The organism is Cognatundibacterium rivi (assembly GCF_018139565.1).
Taxonomy (GTDB): domain Bacteria; phylum Pseudomonadota; class Gammaproteobacteria; order Burkholderiales; family Burkholderiaceae_D; genus Undibacterium; species Undibacterium rivi.
In genome coordinates this window covers 691001-713573 of the sequence record NZ_JAGSPK010000002.1, presented here as the reverse complement: position 1 = coordinate 713573, position 22573 = coordinate 691001, and the positions used below count along the sequence as shown (strand labels likewise).

Genomic DNA, 22573 nt, shown 5'->3' with positions numbered 1-22573 from the left:
CTATCAGACAGCGTAATACTGACCGAAACGGTTACTGAGGAAATCAGATAACTTCGTTTGCTCTTGTCGCACCAGTCCGCGCTGTGGCAGCTTGCCGCTGACCACCAGATCCACCATCGCGCAGATGCCGGAAGCGGTTGTTAATTGTATGGCAGACAGCAACTGACCATTCACATTCTGAGCATAGATTTTTTTCGCATACGATTCTTGTTCCAGTCGGCCAGCGCGAGTACCGACGACGCTGACGAATACCAGTACAACATCTTGCTTGGTCATAGGAATAGAGGTTTCCAGTACGTCTTTCAGGATGGGGCGGCGTTCGATTTTGCCGAGCTCCAGATCACGGATCAGCATTTTGACGATATCGCGGTGTCCCGGGTAGCGCACGGTTTTGTAATTCAGATTCTGTACCTTGCCTTCCAGACTTTCACACAATGTGCCGAGGCCGCCGGAAGTGTTAAAGGCTTCGTAGTCGATGCCATCGAGTGAAAAGTGTTCTATCTCTTCAAGTGCCGCGGTTTCGCGCAACTGACCATCGACGATTGCTTCACAAGGATTGCAGTATTCATTGATCAGACCATCGGTGCTCCAGGTCAGATTGTATTTCAGGGCATTGTTCGGAAACGTCGGCAGGGCGCCGACGCGCATGCTGACGTCCCGCAGGGTGTCGAAACGCTGGGCGACATCGTTGGCAACGATAGAGATAAAGCCAGGTGCCAGGCCGCATTGCGGCACAAAGGCGGAATGCGCTCCTTCGGCCAGTTGTTTGACGATGCGTGTGCTTTCCACATCCTCGGTCAGATCGAAATAATGCGAATTGGCCTCGCGCGCAGCACCGGCAATAATGGGAGTCAGGAAATAAGGACAAGCCGACAGCGTTACCTGATGACCGCGTATCAGTTCGGTGACAGCAGCTTTGTCGCTCAGATCAGCCTGCACGATGCGGGTGTGTGGAAATGCGGCCTGTTCGACATACTTCAGGCGTTGCGGGTCGCGGTCCGCGACCGTAATTTCGTAGTCACCGGTGTGCGACAACAGGTTCAGAATTGCGTCGCCGATTTTACCTGCGCCGAGCAGGATGAGTTTGCTTGTCATGATGTTCTCCAAAACCTGATGAATGTTGTAAAAAGGTGCTGGAGCAAGTGTAGATGTAAATTTTGTCAGATAATAGTAGGTAAAATATCGTCAAAATGTAGCAAAATAATTCAATATGACGATATATAAATTCAAAATGACGATATGAAACCTGCGCTCGATGAGATTGATCAGAAAATACTGGCCTTGCTGATGGATGATGCACGCACGCCGGTGACGACGATTGCGAGGCAGGTGGCGATTGCACGTACGACCGTGATTGCCAGAATTGCGGCATTGGAAAAGCGCGGCATCATCGAGGGTTACGGCGTCAGGCTCAGTCATACGATGCGCCAGCCTGCAGTCAGGGCGTATGTGGGGATGTCGGTCGAGGCCAAATGCGCACCGTTACTGATTCGTCATTTGCAGCAATTGCCGGAAACCGAAACTCTGTGCGCGGTTAGCGGAGCAATTGACTATATGCTGACCTTGCGCTGCGATACGACAGAAACACTGGATCGTTTGCTGGATCAGATCGGTGCGATGGATGGGGTACGGCAGACTTCCACCTCAGTCATCCTGAGTAAAAGAATAGATCGTGCCGCGTTGTAATGAATTGTGTGACGGAGGGCGGAAGAAGATACTCCCGGTGAGTATGCTTAAAGAGTCAGCGCCGGTACTTGAGTCCGGCGCGATAGCATGGGGAGTAACTTAGGAAATCAGGTGTTGCTCAGGAGTTGCTGGACGCTTTAATCTGGGCTTTTTTATCGTAAGCACCGGTTTTTTTCGCGACGTTATTGTCAGAAAAATGGGTATTCGACTGCTGCAGGATTTGCAAATGTACCGATGCACGATCAACACCGCCACGATCAAGCTGAGTCTGAACCTGTGCGCTTGCGCTGGCAGAGGCAGATTCCTGAGCGACATCAACGGTGTTTCTGTCTTGCGGATTCGGCGGAATCGTCATGGATGTCATGGCAAACACGTTGCTGCAAAAGACAGTACCAGCCAGCATGGTGGCTGAAAGCAAACTCAGGAGTAGCGGTTTTTTTAACATGATTACCTGCTGATATGTGAATGCTGCAAACGGAAGTACATGCAACTATAAGGTAAGTGTTGTGACTTGCCAAACAATTTAGTGTAAATTTTTTTTCAGATCGTCAGTATAGTTGCTGACTTATACCAGCAATGCTGGCTTTTTATGCAATTTTGTTTTGGCTTGCTGAATGCTTTGATCTTGCTGGTCGAATGCCAGTTTTTCTTCGGCTGTCAGGCGTTTTCCTGTAATTTCCACAGTGTGTATCGTGGATGCAGATTGTGCAAGGTCGAAGGCGATCTTCTGTTGCTCCGTCATTCTCTGGGCTGTTATTGTAACGACAGGAATCAGTGGATCGCTGATGGCTGTTTGCTGAAATGCGGTTGTCAGTGCGATGGCGGCGGCAAATCCAGCGACGCTGAAAATGCTTAATTGGGATGTTGTCAGTGATTTCATGGTTGATCTCCGGTTGATTGATTGGTGTTGCGATGGTTGTACTGTAATTAACGCCTCAACATATCGCCAGCGAGATGCGATGAAATGCAGAAAGTCAGGGTTAAAGCTAAAAAAACAACGACTGAAATGCGATAGCCTGACTGCGATTTTTGTGAACAGAGACTGGGAATGACGTTTTACTGGAGGCGATATGCCTGAATTCAGAAGTAGTTGTCTGTGGTTGTTATTGAGTGCATTTCTGTCTGGGATGGTGCAAGCGCAGACGTGGGGAGCGTATCCACAGATGCCGCCAGCAGTGGTGCAGGCGGTTCAGTCGGTCAGAGATAATGCTTCCAGCGCAACGCCAGATCCTTTTCGCCTGTTCGAGCAGACAGACCATGTGCAGATAAAGGATTGGCTGCAACGACAAAATGCCTTAACTGATAGTGTGATAGCACGGCTTGATGGGCGCGATGCTTTACTGGCACGTTTGCGCGGCGGGATGTTATCTGATGTGCCGCCGGCACAGCCAACAGGGGCATCCCCTATGATTGAAAATATTGAGACCACTGACAGCCTCATTTATGTACAGACAGGTGCTGATCAGCATAGGCGCGTCATTATTCAGGGCAAGACAGTTGGTGCTGAACGGGTTTTGTTTCTGACTGCAGATAATCAGAAAATTCGACGACTATTGCCCGCGCCCGATATGAGCAAACTGGGCGTGCTGACCCAAACTGATAGCAACGGGCGTACAGAATTGCATCTCAGCGTCGTCGATATCAGCGAAGGGCGGTTATTGGATGAGTGCATCACGTTGGCTGATGCAGCTGAAAGCAATGCATTCTGGAAAATAGATAGCAAAGCAGTTTTTTATACCCGCTATGCTGATGCTTACAACAGTGATACCAAGCAGAGAAAAACCGAGATTGCGCAGCACATCATCGGCGAGCCGGTACGCGTTGATAAAGTGATAGTTGGTGCCGGTATGGCAAAACCTGTCCGCTTGTCGTCTGACGACACAGTGCGCATGAGAATCGTAACGAACGCCTCGCTGGTGTTCGTTGAAGTGACGCACGCGAATAGCAAAGCAAAAAGCTATTTTTACGCAAAACAAAGTGACGTGAATGGTGTTGCCACAGCCTGGAAATTATTTGCGGCACCTGCGGATAAAATCGACAGCATGGAGTTTTCAGGTGACGCAATCTATCTGTTGTCGCGTAAGAAAACCGCCAACGGCAGTCTGTTAAAAGTCGATTTGAAAACGCTGAAGCTCAGTCAGGCCAAACCGTTGGTGAACGATGGGGCTGCGATCTTGCATGAATTATTCGCAGTAAAAGACGCGGTGTACTGGCATGCAAGCGAAGCGGGCGTGAGTCAATTGCTGAAGGCTGATACGAAGAGCGGGAACATTAGCGCCATCGTTTTGCCTTTGCAGGGGCAAGTCAGTGAAATATCGCTGGAGCCTGCTTCCGGTCAGCTTGCTTTTGTCCTGCAGTCTGCCAGTGTTGCGCCAGCCAGATATCGTCTTGGTAAAGACGGGCAGCTTGTTCCCGTCATGCCCGCAGGTACTGCGGTGCAGTCAACTTCCGGTGTTCTGAGTAAAACTTTTTATTTACCCGCCGCCAATCGTGAGCGTATTCCTTTAACCCTGATTTATCACGCAGGTCTGGAGATGGATGGCAGTCATCCGGTTTTGCTGGTGACCGACTATATGACGCCGCCACTCTTTGCCCCCGGGTTTGATGCAAGCAGGATGGCGTGGCTGGAGCAGGGGGGAATTGTGGCGATTGCACAAATGCGTTCTGCAACAAGTGAACTTGATAGAAAAGCTGCCAGACTGGTGAAATACAATGCAGCGGACAGTAAAAACGACCCAAGTGCGAAGGTGATTCTGGCGGCAGAGTATCTGATCAAGGAAGCTTATACGTCACCCGAAAAACTCGCCGCAGAGGAGTTGGACTCAGCTAAGGATGCAGTGATTAAAGCGGCATTGCGCCGTCCGGATTTGTTCGCAGCGGTGCATGTGCATAATGTGCGTAGTGAGGCTTTGCCTGCTGCCGATGAAAACAACACGCCGAAAAAAAATCGCGCGACTGCTGCTGACGCTGTGTTCGCGTTTGATGAATTGCGTTCTGGCGTAGCTTATCCTGCGATGCTGATATCGGCCGATGCCACTGATACTACTGCGCCGCTGTGGATGTCTGCCAAATTAGCCGCTGGTATGCAAATACTGAGTGCCAATAAAAATCGCCCGGTTTTACTGCGAACATCGGCGAAGAGGTCTGATGCTGAAACGCAGTCTGAACGCGCTGATGCATGGGCGTTTCTGTTATGGCAGGCCGGAGTTAAGAAGTTCTCTTTGACCGGTGCGAAATAATCGGATAGCGAAAACTTCGCAATCCGATTGTGGGCGCAACTTATACCTTGTCAGCAAGCCGCATAATTCACAGTCACGACGTGAATGGCAAGGCCACCTAATGAGGTTTCTTTGTATTTTGCCTGCATGTCAGCACCGGTCTGACGCATCGTTTCTATCGCGTCGTCTAAAGTCACTTTGTGCTGACCGTCGCCACGTAAGGCAAGTGATGCGGCGGTGATGGCTTTGACTGCTCCCATGCCGTTACGTTCTATGCAGGGAATCTGTACCAGCCCGCCGATAGGGTCGCAAGTCATTCCCAGATGATGTTCTATGCCGATTTCAGCTGCAGCCTCGATCTGTGCATTGCTGCCACCGAGTGCGGCTGTCAGACCGGCGGCGGCCATTGCGCAGGCGACGCCGACCTCGCCCTGACAGCCTATTTCAGCGCCGGAAATGGAGGCATTTTTTTTGCACAACATACCAATCGCGGATGCGGCCAGCAAAAAGTTACGTATACCTTGCTCCGGGTTTGATGGCTTACAGTCCTCAGCGTAATAGCGCAACACCGCAGGAATAATGCCCGCGGCTCCGTTGGTTGGTGCGGTTACAACCCGACCGCCGGCAGCATTTTCTTCATTGACGGCCATTGCGTATAAACTGACGCGATGCAAGCCATCATGTGGCAGCACATCAGCGCTGGAATTGGCGGCACGCCAGAGATTTGCGGCACGCCTCTGCACTTGCAGGCCACCAGGCAATTCACCGCTCATCTGCAAGCCGCGGGCGATGCAGGCTTTCATCACCGCCCAGATGTTATCAATACCCGCGTTCAATTCTTCGTTACTGCAATGGCAGTTTTCATTCGCGCGCAACATCGTCGTAATCGACAAGCCGGTGCGTTGGCCATGAGCGAGTAAATCTGCCATGGTGTTGAATGGAAATGGCACTGGCTTTACTACGTTTTTGCTCTCTTTTGGAGTGGCAGTTAATTCCTCTTCAGAGTAAATAAAACCGCCGCCGGTGGAGTAATAAGTTTTTTCAGAAATGCTGCCGTCGCTGCGCATCAGAGAGAATCTGAGGCCGTTAGGATGGCCGGGTAAGACTTCCTGTTTGAACCAAAGCAGATCGGTTTGCGGATCGAATGCGATGGTGTGCTGCCCGAGTAAATTCAGTTGTCGGGTCTGCTTCAGAATGGCGAGTTTTTCTTCGACGCTTTCTGGCGCAACATCTTGCGGAGTTTCTCCCATCAGACCAAGCAGCACCGCTTTGTCAGTGGCGTGACCGACGCCGGTCAACGCCAGCGAGCCATATAGCGCCACCTGCACTTTTGTTGCCAGATGCAGATCAGGTGTTTCCAATAAAAAACGCCTGCCTGCCAGCATGGGACCAACGGTATGAGAGCTGGAGGGACCGACGCCAATTTTAAATAAATCAAATACACGCATGTCCATCGTCGTCACTCCAGTCTCAAATTTTATTTATGCAGCCTTGTCTAATCCTTTGGCTGCTACGGTGATATTTTTCAGCATGTCAGCGACCAATGCACCAAGGCCGATGTTCGCCTGCCATTTCCAGTCCTTCTGTGCCTGACTATCGTCCAGACTTTGTGGCCAGGAAGCGGCAATTGCTTGTCTGCTGTCCGGGGCGTAGTGTATTTCAAATGCGGGCAAATTTTGTTTGATTGCAGCGGCCAATTCACGCGGATTGAAACTTAAACCCGCGACATTATAGGAAGAACGTACAGAAAGTTTGGTCGGGTCTGCATCCATCAGCGAAATTGTGGCGCGGATCGCATCTGGCATGTAGATCATTGGCAGCGTGGTTTCTGATTCCAGAAAACATTCATAAGATTCGCCACGCAGTGCAGAATGGAATATCGCAATCGCATAATCAGTGGTGCCGCCGCCTGGAGGCGACTTGTAACTGATGATGCCGGGATAGCGAATGCTGCGGACATCAACCCCATATTTTTCGAAATAATATTCGCACAGCCGTTCACCGGCGAGTTTGCTGATGCCGTAGATTGTGCTTGGGTCCATCACCGTGTATTGCGGCGTATTGACGGGCGGTGTGTTTGGCCCGAATGCGGCGATGGAGGAAGGCCAGAATACTTTCAGTGGTTTTCCCGCTTCACCACGGATGCGGGCGATTTCCAGAATATTCAGCAAGCCGTCCATGTTCAGTTCCCAGGCTTTCAGCGGTGCCTTTTCACCGGTTGCCGATAACAGTGCTGCCAGCTGATAAACCTGAGTGATGTTGTACTGTTCTATGACTTCGCTGATGCGGGCGGAATTCAGTACGTCGATGATTTCATAAATTTTTGCGCCGTACAGACTGGCAGGGCTGATGTCGGCCGCCACCACGTTGTCTGCGCCATGTTGTCGTGCGAGTGCTTCAACCAGCTCACTGCCGATCTGACCATTCGCGCCAATAACTAATATTTTTTCCATGTTGATTCCTTATTTAATCAGACCCAGTTCGCGGCCAGCTTGGGCAAAAGCAGCGAGTGCGGTGTTAAGTTGTTCTGTTGTATGTGCGGCAGACAGCTGAACGCGAACCCGCGCTTGTCCCATCGGCACGACTGGATAGAAGAAGCCGGTGACAAATACGCCGAGCTCATACAGGCGCGCGGCAAATTTTTGCGCAATTGGCGCATCGAACAGCATGACTGGAACGACCGGATGTGTACCCGGTTTAATCGTGAATCCCAGCGCGACGATCTCACGGCGGAAGTGCTCGGTATTGGCATGCAGACGATCCCGCAATTCGGTTGAAGACGACAGGCGCTGCAATACCGATAAAGATGCACCGGCGATCGATGGTGCCAGCGTATTCGAGAACAGGTAAGGGCGTGATTTCTGACGCAGGGTGTTGATCACTTCTTTGCGTCCCGCAGTAAAGCCGCCCATCGCGCCACCCAGTGCTTTGCCCAGCGTGCCGGTGATGATGTCGATGCGCCCGATGACATTGTGATGCTCATGCGTGCCACGCCCGGTTTTACCCATGAAGCCGGAGGCGTGACATTCGTCTATCATCACCAACGCGTCATATTTATCTGCCAGTTCGCAGATTTTATCGAGCTGGGCAATCGTGCCGTCCATCGAGAATACGCCATCGGTCACGATGATGCGGTGGCGTTTATCTGCAGCAGCTTGCAGTTGTGTTTCCAGATCAGCCATGTCGTTGTGTGCATAGCGATAGCGTGCAGCTTTACAGAGGCGGATGCCGTCGATAATTGATGCGTGATTCAGTGCATCGGAAATGATGGCGTCATTTTCATCAAACAGAGGTTCAAATACACCACCGTTAGCGTCGAATGCGGCAGCATACAAAATGCAATCCTCGGTACCGAGAAATTCTGCGATCGCTTTTTCCAGCTGCTTGTGTACCGTTTGCGTGCCGCAGATGAAACGTACCGATGACAAGCCATAGCCAAACTGCTCGGTCGCAGCAATGGATGCCTGCACCATCGCTTCATCGCCGGACAATCCCAGGTAGTTATTCGCGCACAGGTTGATTAGCTGGCGACCATCGTCGCAAGTCACAACCGCACCCTGACGCGAGGCGATTACGCGTTCGGTTTTATATAAACCTTGCTCGCGTAAATTGTTCAGATTTCCCGCTAAATTGCTGATGAAGTGTTGTCTGGATGTAGTCTGGCTCATGATAGTCTCGGTAATTGCTGCGGCTGACGGGTTTCTGCTGTTAGACTGGAAAAAGGAAATTTTTTAACTTGTTTTAAATAAATTAAAAAATTCAATATCTGGAACATAAATTCGATATATCGAATATTAAGCATTAATTTTTAATGATGCAAGAGCCTTTATGAAAAAAGTTTTATCAAATACGCCGCCAGAAGTTGGCGCAACCTTGCAGAAATTGCGTCTCGACCGCGGCCTGACGCTGGAAGACTTGTCGCGCACCGCGGGTGTTTCCAAATCGATGTTGTCGCAAATTGAACGCGAAAAAGCGAATCCCACCATTGCTGTCGCATGGCGACTGGCAAATGCGCTGGGCGTGACGATGGCTGAGCTGTTGTCCTCAGAAGTGCCGCAGCAGGACGTGATCCGTTTGCTGGAATCACACGAAACACCGACACTCTCTGGCGAACACGCTGGCTATGTTTTACGGATTCTCGGCCCTATGGATCTGGCCGGTAAGTATGAATGGTACGAGTTAATGCTGGCACCCGGCGGGTCATTGGTATCGAATCCGCATGATCCTGGCACGTCTGAACATCTGACGGTGCTGCAGGGCAGTGTCGAAATTGAAGTGGACAATACACGCAAGAAGGTGAAAGTCGGTGCTACGGCTCGTTACGAAGCTGATAAAAGTCATGCCATCAGAAACACGGGTAAGACTGAAGCAAAAGCGTTAATGGTGGTGATACATCGCTGAGATTGCAGTCTATAACAGTGGCGCAGCGCAGGTAGTCAAAAAATTAAATTTTAGTAACAAAATGCAATATTGATCTGGATCAAAGCACTGACTTTGATAAGCTCAGGCCACATTATTGAAAAAGCATTTTTAAACAGGAGTGGTGTATGTCGCAAACGCAACCGGGGTGGCTTGCTAAAGAGCGCACGATCGCAGGCGAGGGTTTTAACCGCTGGCTGGTGCCGCCAGCCGCATTAGCGATCCATTTGTGTATCGGCATGGCGTATGGCTTTTCGGTATTCTGGTTGCCTTTGTCGCGTGCCATCGGGATTAAGAATCCGGTCGCCTGCCCTCAGGATATGAGTTTGCTGGCTGAGTTGTTCACCAGCGATTGCGACTGGCGTATTTCTACTCTGGCATGGATGTACACCTTGTTTTTTGTGTTTCTCGGCAGTTCTGCCGCCTTATTTGGTAAGTGGCTGGAGCATGCCGGGCCGCGCAAGGCAGGCGTCGTGTCTGCGCTCTGCTGGTGTGGTGGTCTGGTCATTTCCGCCTTTGGTATTTATATCCATCAAATGTGGCTGATGTGGCTGGGGGCAGGTGTGATCGGCGGTATCGGGCTGGGTCTTGGTTATATTTCGCCGGTTTCTACTTTGATTAAATGGTTTCCTGATCGTCGTGGTATGGCAACGGGCATGGCGATTATGGGTTTTGGTGGCGGTGCGATGGTGGGCGCGCCGCTGGCCGACTGGCTGATGCGTCTCTATGCGACGCCGGTATCCGTCGGTGTCTGGGAAACCTTCCTGACGATGGCGGCGATTTATTTTGTCTTTATGCTGGCCGGTGCTTTTGCTTATCGTGTACCGGCTTCCGGTTGGGTACCTGTTGGCTGGGCGCCAGCCGCGACCCAGATCAGTAATGTCATGATCACCAGTCGCCATGTTCATCTGGAAAAAGCATGGAAGACGCCACAGTTCTGGCTGATATGGAGCGTGCTGTGCCTCAATGTTTCTGCGGGGATTGGCATCCTGGGCATGGCGTCGCCATTGCTACAGGAAGTGTTTGGCGGCAAGTTGATTGGTGTTGATGTTGCTTTCAATGATCTGACCTCGGCACAAAAAACGCAGATCGCAACGATTGCGGCAGGCTTTACTGGTTTGCTGTCTTTATTCAATATCGGCGGGCGGTTTTTCTGGGCTTCGTGTTCCGATTACCTTGGCCGTAAAGCGACTTATTTCATTTTCTTTGTTCTTGGCTTCGTTTTGTATGCGTCCATCCCCAGCGCAGGTAAGGCAGGCAGCATGGCGCTGTTCGTGCTGGCGTTTTGCATAATTTTATCGATGTACGGCGGCGGCTTTGCCACTGTACCTGCATATCTGGCGGATATGTTTGGCTCGCAAATGGTGGGCGCAATTCATGGTCGCTTGCTGACTGCCTGGGCAACCGCTGGTGTGCTGGGGCCTTTGCTGATTACGTATATCCGCGAATACCAGATCGCGCAGGGCGTGCCAAAAGCACATGCTTACGATGTCACGATGTATGTTCTCGCCGGATTGTTAGTGCTTGGTTTTGTCTGTAACTCAATGATCAATCCCGTGGAGCCGGAGAATTTCATGAGTGACGACGAGCTGGCATTGGAGCGTAAGCTTGCACATGATCGCAGTCTTGCCGTTATTGATAACGGAGCTGCCCCGGTTGCCAGCGTATCTAGCCATCCTGTCTTGCTGATTGCCGGCTGGGCGGCGGTTGGTATTCCTATGCTGGCCGGAATCTGGATCACCTTTCAGAAAGCCATTGTGCTGTTTAAATAACGGATAGCCACAGAGGTTCTGATGGATAAAAAAGTCATACAAGTCTATACCCAGCCTGCTGGTGGCTGGGGGGCGCTGAAAAGCGTGGCGCAGCAAATTCTTGAGCACGGAAATCCTGCCAAGGGCGCACGCACGCTGTTATCGGCGAATCAGCCTGATGGATTCGATTGTCCCGGCTGCGCCTGGCCGGATGCCGATCACACATCGACGTTTGAATTTTGTGAAAATGGTGCCAAAGCGGTTGCTGCGGAGTCAACCGCGCGACGTGCCACGCCGGACTTGTTTGCCGACTACACCGTTACTCAGCTCGCTGAAAAAACGGATCACTGGCTGGAAGCGCAGGGGCGTCTGACGCATCCACTGGCTTATGACAGGGTGAGCGATAAGTATCTGCCGGTGTCATGGGATACCGCGTTTGAATTAATTGCCATGCATTTGCGTGCGCTGCCGACGCCAGACGACGCGATTTTTTATACCTCAGGTCGCACCAGTAATGAGGCCGCATTTTTGTATCAGCTGTTTGTGCGTGAATTCGGTACAAATAATTTTCCTGACTGTTCAAACATGTGTCACGAACCTTCCGGATATGCGATGCGTGAGGCCATCGGAACTGGCAAGGGGACGGTGCTGTTAGCTGATTTCCAGAAAGCGGATGCGATTCTGATTTTTGGACAGAATCCCGGTACGAATCATCCGCGCATGCTCGGTGAGTTACGCGCAGCAGCAAAGCGCGGTGCTGCGATCATGTCATTCAATCCTTTGCGTGAACGCGGCCTGGAAAAATTTCAGAATCCGCAGGATATGTCTGAGATGCTGGGCGGCAAAGTGACGAGCATTTCGTCGGATTATTTTCAGCTCAACATCGGTGGCGACCTTGCCGCCGTTAAAGGCATGATCAAATGTGTGCTGGAGGCCGATATCGTTGCACAGGCCAACGCGCAGCCACGTGTGATTGATGTTGCGTTTATTGCGGAGCATACGGCAAATTTTGATGCTTTTGCGGCGGATGTGCTGGCCGAGTCCTGGGATGTGATCATCAATGAGTCCGGACTGGATCGCGCGCAGATACAAGGTGCTGCTGACAGTTATATGGCGGCAGGCAAAGTGATTGCGTGCTGGGGCATGGGCATCACGCAGCACAAACATTCGGTGGCAACGATACAGATGATATTGAATCTGCTGCTGTTGCGCGGCAATATCGGCAGACCGGGCGCAGGCCCATGTCCGGTGCGCGGGCACAGCAATGTGCAGGGTGATCGCACAATGGGCATTAATGAAAGACCGAAGCGGGCTTTTCTCGAACGTCTCGGTAAAGCATTTGATTTTACGCCGCCGCTGGCGCACGGTCACGACACTGTCAGTGCAATACAAGCGATGCTCGACAGTCCAGATAAAGTGTTTTTTGCCATGGGTGGTAACTTTGCCACGGCGACGCCGGATACGCCGCTGACCCACCGTGCTTTACAAAACTGCGCGCTGACCGTGCATGTCACCACCAAACTGAATCGCAGCCATCTCGTTTGTGGTCGTGAGGCATTGATTTTGCCTTGTCTTGGTCGCACCGAAATCGATATTCAGGCCAGCGGCCCACAAGCGGTGACGGTGGAAGATTCGATGAGCATGGTGCATTTATCGTCAGGCATCAACCCACCGGCATCTGCTGATTTATTATCGGAGCCTATGATCGTCGCGCGTTTGGCGATGGCGACCTTAGGTGAAAAAAGTAAGACCGATTGGATGGGGATGGTTGCTGATTACGACCGCATCCGCGACAAAATCGCGCTGGTATTTGATGAGTTTGCCGACTTCAATGCGCGCGTCAAAGTGCCGGGTGGCTTTCATCTGCGTAATTCTGCCGGTGAGCGGGAATGGCTGACCGCATCGGGAAAAGCCAATTTCTATGCGCATCCGGTACCGACTGATCTGCCGATTCATCAGGCGCGTGAGCTGCGTGATTCGCCGGTGTTTAACCTCGCAACGATGCGCTCTCACGACCAGTACAACACGACCATTTACGGTTTAAATGATCGCTATCGCGGTGTGTTCGGTGAACGTCGCGTGCTATTTATTCATGCGGAAGATATCGCCGCCATCGGTATGCAGGTGGGTGACTGGGTGGACATCGAAAGCCTATCTGATGATGGCCTCCGGCGTCAGGTAAAGCGGTTTATGCTGGTGGAATACAATATTCCGCGCGGTTGCCTGGCGGCGTATTTCCCTGAAACAAATGGGCTCGTTCCGCTCTCGAGTTTTGCAGATTACGCCCGCACGCCGACCTCAAAATCGATCCCAGTGATCTTGCATCCGCATCAGGCTGCGCATGAATAATGAAGCGGTATTGATCAATCCGGCATCGTCAGCGTTGACTGATGTTTTACTGGATGAATTAGCATTGAGCAGTGCTCCCGTTTCTGTTTTGCGTCTGACCAAGCGCTTACGTGTGCGCCTGAGCAGTTTGCTGCGCTGCGTCGCCTATCTGGGTGAGGACATTATCGCTGACAACCCCGGTCCCGGTTGGGTGCTGTTACATCAGGATGGCGACAGAGTCTTGTTAAGCCTGACACAAAAAGGTCGTGATCAATGGCAACAGAAAAAATGGCAACAGAAACACTGACTACGCCGGATATATTTGCGCGCGGCAGTCGTGAAATGACTGTTGATCAGCATAAGTTTGCCGATGGATGGTTCTTGCAAACGAGCGACAGTATTGCTGAAGAAGTACCCGTTGCACTGGTCTTCAATGGAATTTCGCATGCGGTGATGATGGCGACGCCGCTGGATCTGGAGGATTTTGCAATCGGCTTCAGTCTCGCAGAGCGCATCATCGATCAGCCTTCGCAGATTTACGATATTACGGTGGTCAGTAATACCGCGATACTTGGTATTGAACTGCAGATACAGATCGCTTCCGAATGTTTTGTCCAACTCAAAAATAAACGTCGCAGCCTGTCGGGCAAAACCGGCTGCGGCCTGTGCGGTCTTGAAAGCTTGCAGTCATTGGATCTTGCTACACCGCGTCTGAATGCCGATCATCATGTGAGTAAAGCAGCGCTGGCCAAAGCGTTCGGAGAACTCAGCAGCAAGCAGGTGCTGAATGCGGCTACGGGTGCTATGCATGCTGCCGCATGGGCTGATCTGGGTGGTAACATCCTTTGCGTACGGGAAGACGTTGGCCGTCACAATGCGCTGGATAAACTGATTGGGGCATTGCGTTGCGAGCGCAGTGAAGTTGCCGATATTCGTGACTCCGTCGCGGGACGTGCATTGGCTGCGGGTTTCGCGATCATGAGTAGTCGCGCCAGTTATGAGCTGTTGCAGAAATCTGCGCGGGCGGGCATCAGTATATTGGCGACGATTTCTGCACCGACCAGCTTAGCCATCAGCATGGCGGAATCTGCCGGTATCTGTCTGATCGGTTTTGTGCGCGAACATGGCTTTGTTGTGTACACCCATCCGCAACGTCTGCAAGCTGAATCTGCTTGAGACTGTCGGATTGTAACGCTGGCTAAAACTGGCCTCAGCTGTTACGGCAGTTCATCATCTGATTCGCTTTGCTGACTGCCGCGCGGCAACAACGCCAGATTGACTTTCTTCGTTTTGCCTCGGTTTTGAGGGGGTAAGGGCGATATAATAGATGGAAAATTCATCTAACCTCTTAATATACTTCAGTCATCTTATGCAATACGCTTCAACCCGCGGACATGCCGCAGCACAAAATTTCTCGGAAATTCTCTTAGGTGGTCTTGCGCCGGATGGCGGATTGTATTTACCCACCAGCTACCCGCAGGTCAGTGGCGCAGAACTGGATGCTTGGCGCGGTCTGTCATATGCTGGTCTGGCATTTGAGGTGTTGAAAAAATTTGCGACCGATATTCCAGCAGAAGACCTGAGAGCGATTGTTGAAAAAACCTACACGGCAGATGTCTATCGCAATGCACGTCTTGGCGAAGATGCAGCGCAGATCACCCCCTTACGTGTGCTCGAAGACAAAGATGGTCGCAAGCTGATCCTGCAAGCTTTATCGAATGGCCCGACGCTGGCATTCAAGGATATGGCGATGCAATTGCTTGGCAATCTGTTTGAATATGCGCTGGCAAAAAAACAGGCCGAACTGAATATTTTTGGTGCCACTTCCGGTGATACCGGCAGCGCTGCGGAATACGCGATGCGCGGCAAAAAAGGCATACGCGTTTTCATGCTGTCGCCACATAAAAAAATGAGCGCATTCCAGACCGCGCAAATGTTCAGCCTGCAAGATCCGAATATTTTTAATATCGCAGTCGAAGGCGTGTTTGATGATTGCCAGGATATGGTCAAGGCAGTTTCCAATGATCTGGCGTATAAAGAACGTCAGAAAATCGGCACAGTTAATTCGATTAACTGGGCACGTGTGGTCGCGCAAGTGGTGTACTACTTCCGTGGCTACCTGAGTGCGACGACCAGCAATGCGCAAAAAGTGTCGTTCACCGTGCCTTCGGGTAATTTCGGCAATATCTGCGCCGGACACATCGCACGCATGATGGGTTTGCCGATTGATAAGCTGGTGGTGGCAACCAATGAAAATGATGTGCTTGACGAGTTTTTTCGCACCGGTGTGTATCGCGTGCGTAAGTCGGCAGAAACCTGGCATACCACCAGCCCGTCGATGGATATTTCCAAAGCCTCGAACTTTGAACGCTTCATTTACGATCTGCTCGATGGCGATGCGGCGCGGGTCAAAGCCTTGTTTGGCAAAGTGGAAACGGTAGGCGGTTTTGATTTGTCCGGCCAGCCCGGCAGCGATGGCGATGAATTTAAAAAGGTGGCTCGTTTCGGTTTTCAATCAGGCAAATCGGTACATGCAGATCGTTTGAATACCATACGTCAGGTTGAAAAAAATTATGGCATCACGATTGATACGCATACCGCCGATGGCATCAAGGTCGCGCTGGAACATATAGAAACCGGTGTGCCTATGATCGTGCTGGAAACGGCCTTGCCAGCCAAATTTAATGAAACCATCCGTGAAGCATTGGGGCGTGATGCGGAGCGTCCGGCTGGCTTTGAAAATATCGAAGCGTTGCCGCAACGCTTTGAAGTGATGACCGCTGATGTGGAAAAGATGAAAGCCTATATTGCGGCAAACACCGGTTTGTAATCAGAACTGCCTTCCTTTTTATTGATGCGCCTTTTCGCAGGTTTTTGCCTGCGAAGGCGCATTTTTATTGAGGGTGTATTTTTTGATTGCGATGTTATTGTGTCGGGTCAGCTTCAGCGTGGATGAAAAATGTCCCGCACGTGGTTCAGTAATCTCGGCCCGAACACATTGATCAGCAAACCTACCATCACGATCAGCGCGCCAGTAATCTGCAGAGCACTGAGTGCCTCACCGAGTAATACCCACGCGGCTGTCAGACCGATGACCGGCACCATTAAAGTCAGTGGCGCGACCATGTGTGTCGGCAGACTAGCCAGCAAGCGCCCCCATAAAGTGTAGCCAATCAGGGTCGCGGCGAACGCCAGATAAACGATGGTCAGCGCCGATGGCAAGCTCATATTCTTCAGGCTATGGCTAATCTGTTCGCTGCCTTCAAACCAGAGTGACAGCAGGAAAAATGGAATCACCGGCACCAGTGCGCTCCAGGAGACCAGACTCAGCACCGCCGTCGGGCCGATTTTCTTGCTGATCACATTCCCACTTGCCCACGAAATGGCAGCGCAAATGGTCAGCGCAAAACCGGCTAAGGTAACCTGACTAGCCGAACTTGCGATGCTGGCGCTGCCGAGCAAGACCAGCCCACTGCTGGCAATCAGCATGCCCAACAGATTGCTGGGGCGCAGTTTGTCGCCAAAAACAAGTGCCGATAAACCCACTGTAAAAAAAGCTTGCGCCTGCAGCACCAGTGATGCCAGACCCGCCGGCATGCCGATGGCCATTGCGGAGAACAGAAAGGCGAATTGCCCGAGGCTGATGGTCATCGCGTACGCCACTAAGAGTTTTAGCGGCACTTTGGGACGTGGTAAAAACAAAATCGCGGGAAACGCGACCAGCATGAAACGCAGGGTTCCCATCAGAAGCGGTGGAATGCCGCGCAGCCCGATTTTGATGACGACGAAATTCATCCCCCACAAAAAGACCACGATCAATGCCATCAGAAGGTGGCGGGGGCTTAGGCTGTTCTGCGACATATCGTCCGTCAAAAAAGTGGGAAAAAGGCGGTATTCTGTTTCTCTTACTCTTACAAATCTAAGGTCAGCGCTGATCTGCTGAGCGTCCTTGTAAACTTTGCAGCAATGTCTGATGCGCGACCAGATCAGCAGGTCGGTATTTTCTGACGGTGCTTGCAGGGTAATTGCTCAGGTCATTGCCACCTTTCCAATTCTGTCCCGGACGCACCGGGCGCGGGCTGAAACCGCCGCCGCAATTCGGGCAAACGTTGTGCAATATCGTCTCTGCACAGTCGGCGCAAAACGTACATTCAAAACTGCAAATCCGCGCATTACTTGCGGCTGGCGGTAAATCGGTATCGCAATGTTCACAGCCGGGACGAAGTTCTAACATGATGATCAAAATGGTCGTGGAGAAAGTATGCCTTCAGCATAACAGCCTCTGCCAGCGATCAACATATTTTTAGCGGGCTTTTGCTGCTCATGTCGTACGGTGTGCTACATTTTTGTTGTTGCGCGTTGATGTCGCGTCACTCCAGAGGTGCTATACATATGCTCTGTAGCGCCTGTAGATACTCCCCGGAGTATGTTTTAAGCGCCTTATTTTATGCTGACAATAAGGTGAAAATTGCACATACTCCCTTCTTTTCTCATTTTTTGAAGTTTCCTGAGGTGCGTGCAACATGCTTTGCGCCAGTCAGATGTGAGGCCATGCCGACCATCCATAGTCGTATGTATCGTATGTAGTATGTAATAAGGTGAATGATGATGCGTAGTTACCCATACCGAATCCTGAACGTGTTTGCCGAGTCTGACTTTGGCGGAAATCCCCTGTGTGTGTTTGAACATGCGGAAGGCTTGTCGGATACAGAAATGCAGGCGCTGGCGTTGCAGTTTAATTTGTCGGAAACCACATTCATTCTGCCGTCCGACAAGGCGACTGCGCGCATGCGGATTTTTACACCGGGCACAGAGATGGCGTTTGCAGGTCATCCCAGCATCGGTACGGCGCACGTGGTGTCTGCGCTTTTCGGGGCAAGCGATGCGCTGACACTGGAATGTAAAGCGGGGATCGTGCCGTTGAATCTGCACGATCAGATCTGGACGTTTGCCGCACCACAGGCGGTGCAGACGAGGGCGTGTGAGGCGACTCCGACAGAGATTGCCCGCTTGCTAGGCTTACACGAGGATGATTTATTGTCCGCGCCGCTGTGGGTGAGCACCGGTTCTGATCAATTATTAGTTGCGCTGAAAACACCGGATGCCGTGCGTCGCGCGCAGCCGGATGCCGCCTTGCTGCAAACCTGGCCCGTGAGCAGTCTGGGGCGGCGTACTGTGTATGTGTTCGCATTTGGTCGTGCTGATACCGGTACAGGCGCAGCGGGTCGCCAGCCTGTCACTGCGCGCTATTTCTTTGTTCGCCCCGAGGGAGGTGTCGGCGAAGATCCGGCGACTGGCTCTGCCTGCGCGAATCTGGGTGGCTGGTGGCAGATGTCAGGAGGCGATTTACCTGCCAGTTTCGTGGTAGAGCAGCGGGTGCAGATGCGACGGCCGAGTCAGTTGTATCTGGATGTGGCAGCTGATAAAACGATCAGGGTCGGTGGCAAAGTTGTCGAAATCGGCCGAGGCATGATTCAAATCAGTTAAAAAGACAGCGGAATCCGCAGAAAGCACGGGAAGTGTTTCGGGAAATCCTTTAAAATAGCGACTTCATTCAAATGCAGTCAGTGGAGCGCCGCCACAAGCGCCGGTGCTGAGCCCACTACAGGATATTCCCCTATGAACATGTCAAATACATTAGAAATCGTCGCAGAATTGCGCGCTGGACGCATGGTGATTCTGGTTGACGAAGAAGACCGCGAAAATGAAGGCGATCTGGTGATGGCGGCGGAATTCGTCACGCCGGAAGCGATTAATTTCATGGCGAAATATGGTCGTGGTCTGATTTGCCTGACATTGACAGAGGAACGTTGCGACGAACTGAATCTGGCCATGATGACGAGCCGTAACGGCACCTCGTTCGGCACCAATTTTACGGTGTCCATTGAAGCTGCTGAGGGCGTGACTACCGGTATTTCTGCCGCTGACCGCGCCCGTACTGTGCAAGTGGCCGTTAATAAGAAATCGACCGCGCATGACATCGTGCAGCCAGGTCACGTATTTCCGTTGAAAGCGCAAAAAGGTGGTGTTCTGATGCGCGCCGGTCATACGGAAGCCGGTTGTGATCTGACGGAAATGGCCGGACTGACTCCTGCCTCTGTGATCTGCGAGATCATGAAAGACGATGGTACGATGGCGCGTTTGCCGGATCTGATCGAATTCGCTAAAGAGCATGGTCTTAAAATCGGTACGATTGCTGATCTGATTCATTACCGCAGCCAGACTGAAAGCATCGTCGATCGCGTTGCTGAACGTAAGATGGACACCGTGCATGGCAGCTTTCAGGCGGTGGTTTATCGCGACAAACCAAGCGGATCAGCGCATCTGGCGTTGATTCACGGTGACATTTCGGCAGAAAAAGAAACGCTGGTACGTGTTCATCAGCCAGTATCGATTCTGGATTTGTTGGAAAGCAAAGCGACCACGCATTCGTGGAATATTGCAGCGGCCATGCAGACGGTACAGGCGGCGGATTCCGGCGTCATTGTGTTGTTAAATTGCGAAGAAACTGCCGAGCAGATGTTTGACCAGTTTAAAGCGCTGCAAACGCCAGACAGCCGCCCGGCGACTGGTCGTGCTGCCCGTATGGATTTGCGCAATTACGGTATCGGCGCACAAATTTTAAAAGATGTTGGTGTACGTAAGATGAAGCTGTTAGCCAGTCCGCGTAAAATGCCTTCAATGACAGGATTTAATCTGGAAGTAGTCGGTTACATGGAAAAGCCGGAAGCAGCGCAATAATATTGCCGTCGTGCTTAGTTGTTTCTGGTTTCTAGTTTTTGTTAACCCATCCCATTCAGGCGCATCAGCGCGAGAGAGAATATTATGACAGTAGGACATTACGAATCAAATCTGGACGGCGCTGGTGTACGCGTCGGTATCGTGCAGGCACGTTTTAACGAAGTCGTTGGCAATGGTTTGCTGACTGCTTGCCTGGCAGAACTCGCACGCCTTGGTGTGATGAATGAAGATATTTTGCATGTAACGGTGCCGGGCGCGCTGGAAGTGCCGCTGGCATTGCAAAAGCTGGCAGAAACTAATCAATTCGATGCGCTGATCGCTTTAGGTGCTGTGATTCGCGGCGAAACCTACCATTTTGAGTTGGTATCGAATGAATCCGGTGCCGGTATTACCCGCGTCGGTCTGGATTCCGGCATTCCTATCGCGAATGCGATTCTGACGACAGAAAACGATGCGCAGGCAGAAGTACGCATGTTTGAAAAAGGCACAGATGCGGCGCGCGTCGCCGTTGAAATGGCAAATCTGACGCTGGCACTGGAAGAATTGGCAGAAGCCACAGAAGAAGTCGATTACGACGCTTAAGTTATGTTCACGCCGGCCTGCATCTGGATTGATGTAAGTCGGCGTTGTCACCGCAGTTGAAGAACAAGTAAGATCAAGCAAGAATTCAGCAAGAGAAAATATGAATAATAATTCCATACACGCCAATCCAAGTAAAAGCCGTTCACCACGTCACCGCGCGCGCGAATTTGCGTTGCAGGGGCTGTATCAATGGTTGTTGAACAATGAAGATTCAGGCGTGATTGATGCGCACATCCGTCAGGCACATGGCTTTGATAAAGCGGATCGTGAGCATTTTGATGCCTTGTTGCATGGTGCGATCAATAATTCCATCGCCTTGCGCGAAGATTTCGCGCCCTTAATCGACCGTACGATTGCGGAGTTGTCACCGATAGAACATGCGGTATTGTTGATCGGTGCGTATGAACTCAAAAATCACATAGAAATTCCTTACCGTGTCGTGATTAATGAAGCGGTAGAGCTGACCAAATCTTTTGGTGGCCTTGACGGTCATAAATACGTCAATGGTGTTTTGGATAAGCTAGCCGCTAAATTGCGTCCGAATGAGGTCGCTGCAAAGTAATTCTTATATTCCTGTAACACAGATCACACCGCCTCTTTTCTACCAAAGAAAACAGGCGGTTTTTTTTCAGGGTTTCATTTGTATGCATAATAATCTCGCCTCCCGTCTCGATCAAATTGCCCCGTTTCATGTCATGGAACTGATGAAGATGGCTTCGGCGCTGGAAGATCAGGGGCGTCACCTGATTCATATGGGAATCGGTGAGCCGGATTTCACGGCGCCGCAGGCAGTGCTTGATGCTGCCGCTAAAGCAATGGCGGATGGACGTTTGCAATATACGTCCGCACTTGGTCTGCCTGCTTTGCGTGAAGCCATTGCGACGTATTACCTACAGCAGTACGGTCTGACGATTCCGGCTTCACGCATTATCGTGACTGCCGGTGCCTCGGCAGCGCTGTTACTGGCATGTGCAGCTTTAGTTGAGCCAGGTAAAGAAGTCTTGATGCCAGATCCTTGTTATCCGTGTAACCGCCACTTCGTGGCTGCATTTAATGGTCAGGCGAGACTGGTCGCCAGTGGTGCCGAGGATCGCTTTCAGCTTTCCGACCAGATGGTGTGCCAGCATTGGAGTGATAAAACCAGTGGTGTTTTACTGGCGTCGCCTTCGAATCCTACTGGTACTTCGATCAGCACATCTGAACTGACCGCGATCATTGCCAGCGTGAAGCAGCGCGGCGGCTTTACGATTGTGGATGAGATTTATCAGGGCTTAAGCTATGATGCCGCGCCATTTTCGGCACTGTCACTGGATGATGATGTGATTGTGATCAACAGCTTCAGCAAGTATTTCAATATGACGGGCTGGCGTCTGGGCTGGATTGTTGTACCGGAACGCATCGTGCCGGAAATTGAAAAACTGGCACAAAACCTGTTTATCTGCGCGTCGTCTGTCGCCCAGCATGCGGCGCTTGCCTGTTTTGAACCTGAAACGATGGCGATTTACGAAAGCCGTAAAGCCGAATTTAAACGTCGTCGTGATTACATTGTGCCTGCTTTGCGGGAACTGGGTTTCGGGATTACTGTGATGCCTGATGGCGCGTTTTATGTCTACGCCGATTGCTCGCGTTTTACCAGTGACGCCGATGCGTTCGCGAGGGAAGTCCTGACGGAAGCGGGAGTTGTAATTGTTCCCGGTCTTGACTTTGGACCGGCGACAGCTGACACCTACGTGCGGTTGTCATATGCGAATTCATTTGAGAACCTGCAAGAGGCCGTGGCGCGGCTCAGCCGTTTTTTGCAGTCTAGAGCGACATTCAAATAAAAAAACAGCCTGATTTGACGTCAGG

21 protein-coding genes are annotated in these 22573 nt (G+C 51.5%); 13 read left to right on the top strand and 8 right to left on the bottom strand.

All coding sequences use genetic code 11. The features are described from left to right. Positions 1-3 precede the first annotated feature (3 nt). Positions 4-1095 carry a saccharopine dehydrogenase family protein gene (locus KDM87_RS07640; RefSeq protein WP_200181485.1) on the bottom strand — a complete coding sequence of 364 codons (1092 nt, stop codon included), beginning with the start codon at positions 1093-1095 and terminating at the stop codon, positions 4-6. Between the two features lie 144 nt (positions 1096-1239). Between KDM87_RS07640 and KDM87_RS07635 the strand changes: the two genes are divergently transcribed. Beyond that, the gene (locus tag KDM87_RS07635; protein ID WP_212678503.1) at positions 1240-1686 is read left to right on the top strand and encodes an Lrp/AsnC family transcriptional regulator; all 447 of its coding nucleotides are present in this window, start codon (positions 1240-1242) and stop codon (positions 1684-1686) included. A 118-nt stretch (positions 1687-1804) separates the two neighbouring features. Here the strand turns inward: KDM87_RS07635 and KDM87_RS07630 are convergent, their stop codons facing one another. Next, positions 1805-2131, bottom strand: coding sequence for a hypothetical protein (locus KDM87_RS07630; protein WP_212678502.1), 327 nt, complete (start codon positions 2129-2131; stop codon positions 1805-1807). Between the two features lie 120 nt (positions 2132-2251). Continuing rightward, on the bottom strand, positions 2252-2566 hold the full coding sequence (locus KDM87_RS07625) for a hypothetical protein (protein WP_212678501.1): 315 nt from the start codon (positions 2564-2566) through the stop codon (positions 2252-2254). Between the two features lie 190 nt (positions 2567-2756). Between KDM87_RS07625 and KDM87_RS07620 the strand changes: the two genes are divergently transcribed. Further along, the gene (locus tag KDM87_RS07620) at positions 2757-4925 is read left to right on the top strand and encodes a prolyl oligopeptidase family protein (protein WP_212678500.1); all 2169 of its coding nucleotides are present in this window, start codon (positions 2757-2759) and stop codon (positions 4923-4925) included. A gap of 50 nt (positions 4926-4975) precedes the next feature. Here the strand turns inward: KDM87_RS07620 and KDM87_RS07615 are convergent, their stop codons facing one another. Genes KDM87_RS07615 through kbl form a run of 3 tightly spaced genes read right to left on the bottom strand, consistent with a single transcriptional unit; the run spans position 4976 to position 8572 of the window. Further along, positions 4976-6358: an L-serine ammonia-lyase gene (locus tag KDM87_RS07615; RefSeq protein ID WP_212678499.1), complete on the bottom strand. Its 1383-nt coding sequence runs from the start codon at positions 6356-6358 to the stop codon at positions 4976-4978. A gap of 27 nt (positions 6359-6385) precedes the next feature. Further along, complete coding sequence (locus KDM87_RS07610; RefSeq protein WP_212678498.1) at positions 6386-7357, bottom strand: NAD-dependent epimerase/dehydratase family protein; 972 nt, start codon at positions 7355-7357, stop codon at positions 6386-6388. Positions 7358-7366: 9 nt separating this feature from the next. Further along, positions 7367-8572, bottom strand: coding sequence for a glycine C-acetyltransferase (gene kbl / locus KDM87_RS07605; protein WP_212678497.1), 1206 nt, complete (start codon positions 8570-8572; stop codon positions 7367-7369). A 160-nt stretch (positions 8573-8732) separates the two neighbouring features. Here kbl and KDM87_RS07600 point away from each other — a divergent pair, with 160 nt between their 5' ends. The 6 genes from KDM87_RS07600 (at position 8733) to thrC (ending at position 16232) form a co-directional block, all read left to right on the top strand. Beyond that, a complete protein-coding gene (locus KDM87_RS07600) occupies positions 8733-9305 on the top strand; it encodes a helix-turn-helix domain-containing protein (protein WP_212678496.1) in 573 nt (190 codons plus the stop codon). Positions 9306-9451: 146 nt separating this feature from the next. After that, positions 9452-11095: an OFA family MFS transporter gene (locus tag KDM87_RS07595; RefSeq protein ID WP_212678495.1), complete on the top strand. Its 1644-nt coding sequence runs from the start codon at positions 9452-9454 to the stop codon at positions 11093-11095. Between the two features lie 21 nt (positions 11096-11116). Continuing rightward, the gene (locus tag KDM87_RS07590; protein ID WP_212678494.1) at positions 11117-13423 is read left to right on the top strand and encodes an FdhF/YdeP family oxidoreductase; all 2307 of its coding nucleotides are present in this window, start codon (positions 11117-11119) and stop codon (positions 13421-13423) included. Continuing rightward, on the top strand, positions 13416-13709 hold the full coding sequence (locus KDM87_RS07585) for a hypothetical protein (protein WP_212678493.1): 294 nt from the start codon (positions 13416-13418) through the stop codon (positions 13707-13709). Before KDM87_RS07590 ends, KDM87_RS07585 begins: the two co-directional genes overlap by 8 nt. Continuing rightward, on the top strand, positions 13691-14578 hold the full coding sequence (gene fdhD, locus KDM87_RS07580; RefSeq protein ID WP_212678492.1) for a formate dehydrogenase accessory sulfurtransferase FdhD: 888 nt from the start codon (positions 13691-13693) through the stop codon (positions 14576-14578). The genes KDM87_RS07585 and fdhD overlap by 19 nt, the downstream gene beginning before the upstream one ends. Positions 14579-14771: 193 nt before the next feature. Further along, a complete protein-coding gene (thrC, locus tag KDM87_RS07575; protein ID WP_212678491.1) occupies positions 14772-16232 on the top strand; it encodes a threonine synthase in 1461 nt (486 codons plus the stop codon). A 113-nt stretch (positions 16233-16345) separates the two neighbouring features. On the opposite strand, the gene KDM87_RS07570 is transcribed toward thrC, so the two are convergent. Beyond that, positions 16346-17227 (bottom strand): EamA family transporter, encoded by an 882-nt coding sequence (locus tag KDM87_RS07570; RefSeq protein WP_230407627.1) that lies wholly within the window; start codon positions 17225-17227, stop codon positions 16346-16348. A gap of 100 nt (positions 17228-17327) precedes the next feature. After that, positions 17328-17636 carry a DUF1272 domain-containing protein gene (locus KDM87_RS07565; RefSeq protein ID WP_212678489.1) on the bottom strand — a complete coding sequence of 103 codons (309 nt, stop codon included), beginning with the start codon at positions 17634-17636 and terminating at the stop codon, positions 17328-17330. A 374-nt stretch (positions 17637-18010) separates the two neighbouring features. Between KDM87_RS07565 and KDM87_RS07560 the strand changes: the two genes are divergently transcribed. From KDM87_RS07560 to KDM87_RS07540, 5 genes are all read left to right on the top strand, one after another. Further along, entirely contained in the window at positions 18011-18889 is an 879-nt protein-coding gene (locus KDM87_RS07560) for a PhzF family phenazine biosynthesis protein (RefSeq protein WP_212678704.1), read from the top strand. 132 nt (positions 18890-19021) lie between these two features. Then, on the top strand, positions 19022-20143 hold the full coding sequence (gene ribBA, locus KDM87_RS07555) for a bifunctional 3,4-dihydroxy-2-butanone-4-phosphate synthase/GTP cyclohydrolase II (RefSeq protein WP_212678488.1): 1122 nt from the start codon (positions 19022-19024) through the stop codon (positions 20141-20143). Between the two features lie 84 nt (positions 20144-20227). Continuing rightward, on the top strand, positions 20228-20725 hold the full coding sequence (gene ribH / locus KDM87_RS07550; RefSeq protein WP_212678487.1) for a 6,7-dimethyl-8-ribityllumazine synthase: 498 nt from the start codon (positions 20228-20230) through the stop codon (positions 20723-20725). A gap of 100 nt (positions 20726-20825) precedes the next feature. Continuing rightward, a complete protein-coding gene (gene nusB, locus KDM87_RS07545; RefSeq protein WP_212678486.1) occupies positions 20826-21287 on the top strand; it encodes a transcription antitermination factor NusB in 462 nt (153 codons plus the stop codon). Between the two features lie 82 nt (positions 21288-21369). After that, positions 21370-22548 carry a pyridoxal phosphate-dependent aminotransferase gene (locus tag KDM87_RS07540; protein WP_212678485.1) on the top strand — a complete coding sequence of 393 codons (1179 nt, stop codon included), beginning with the start codon at positions 21370-21372 and terminating at the stop codon, positions 22546-22548. Positions 22549-22573: the final 25 nt, after the last annotated feature.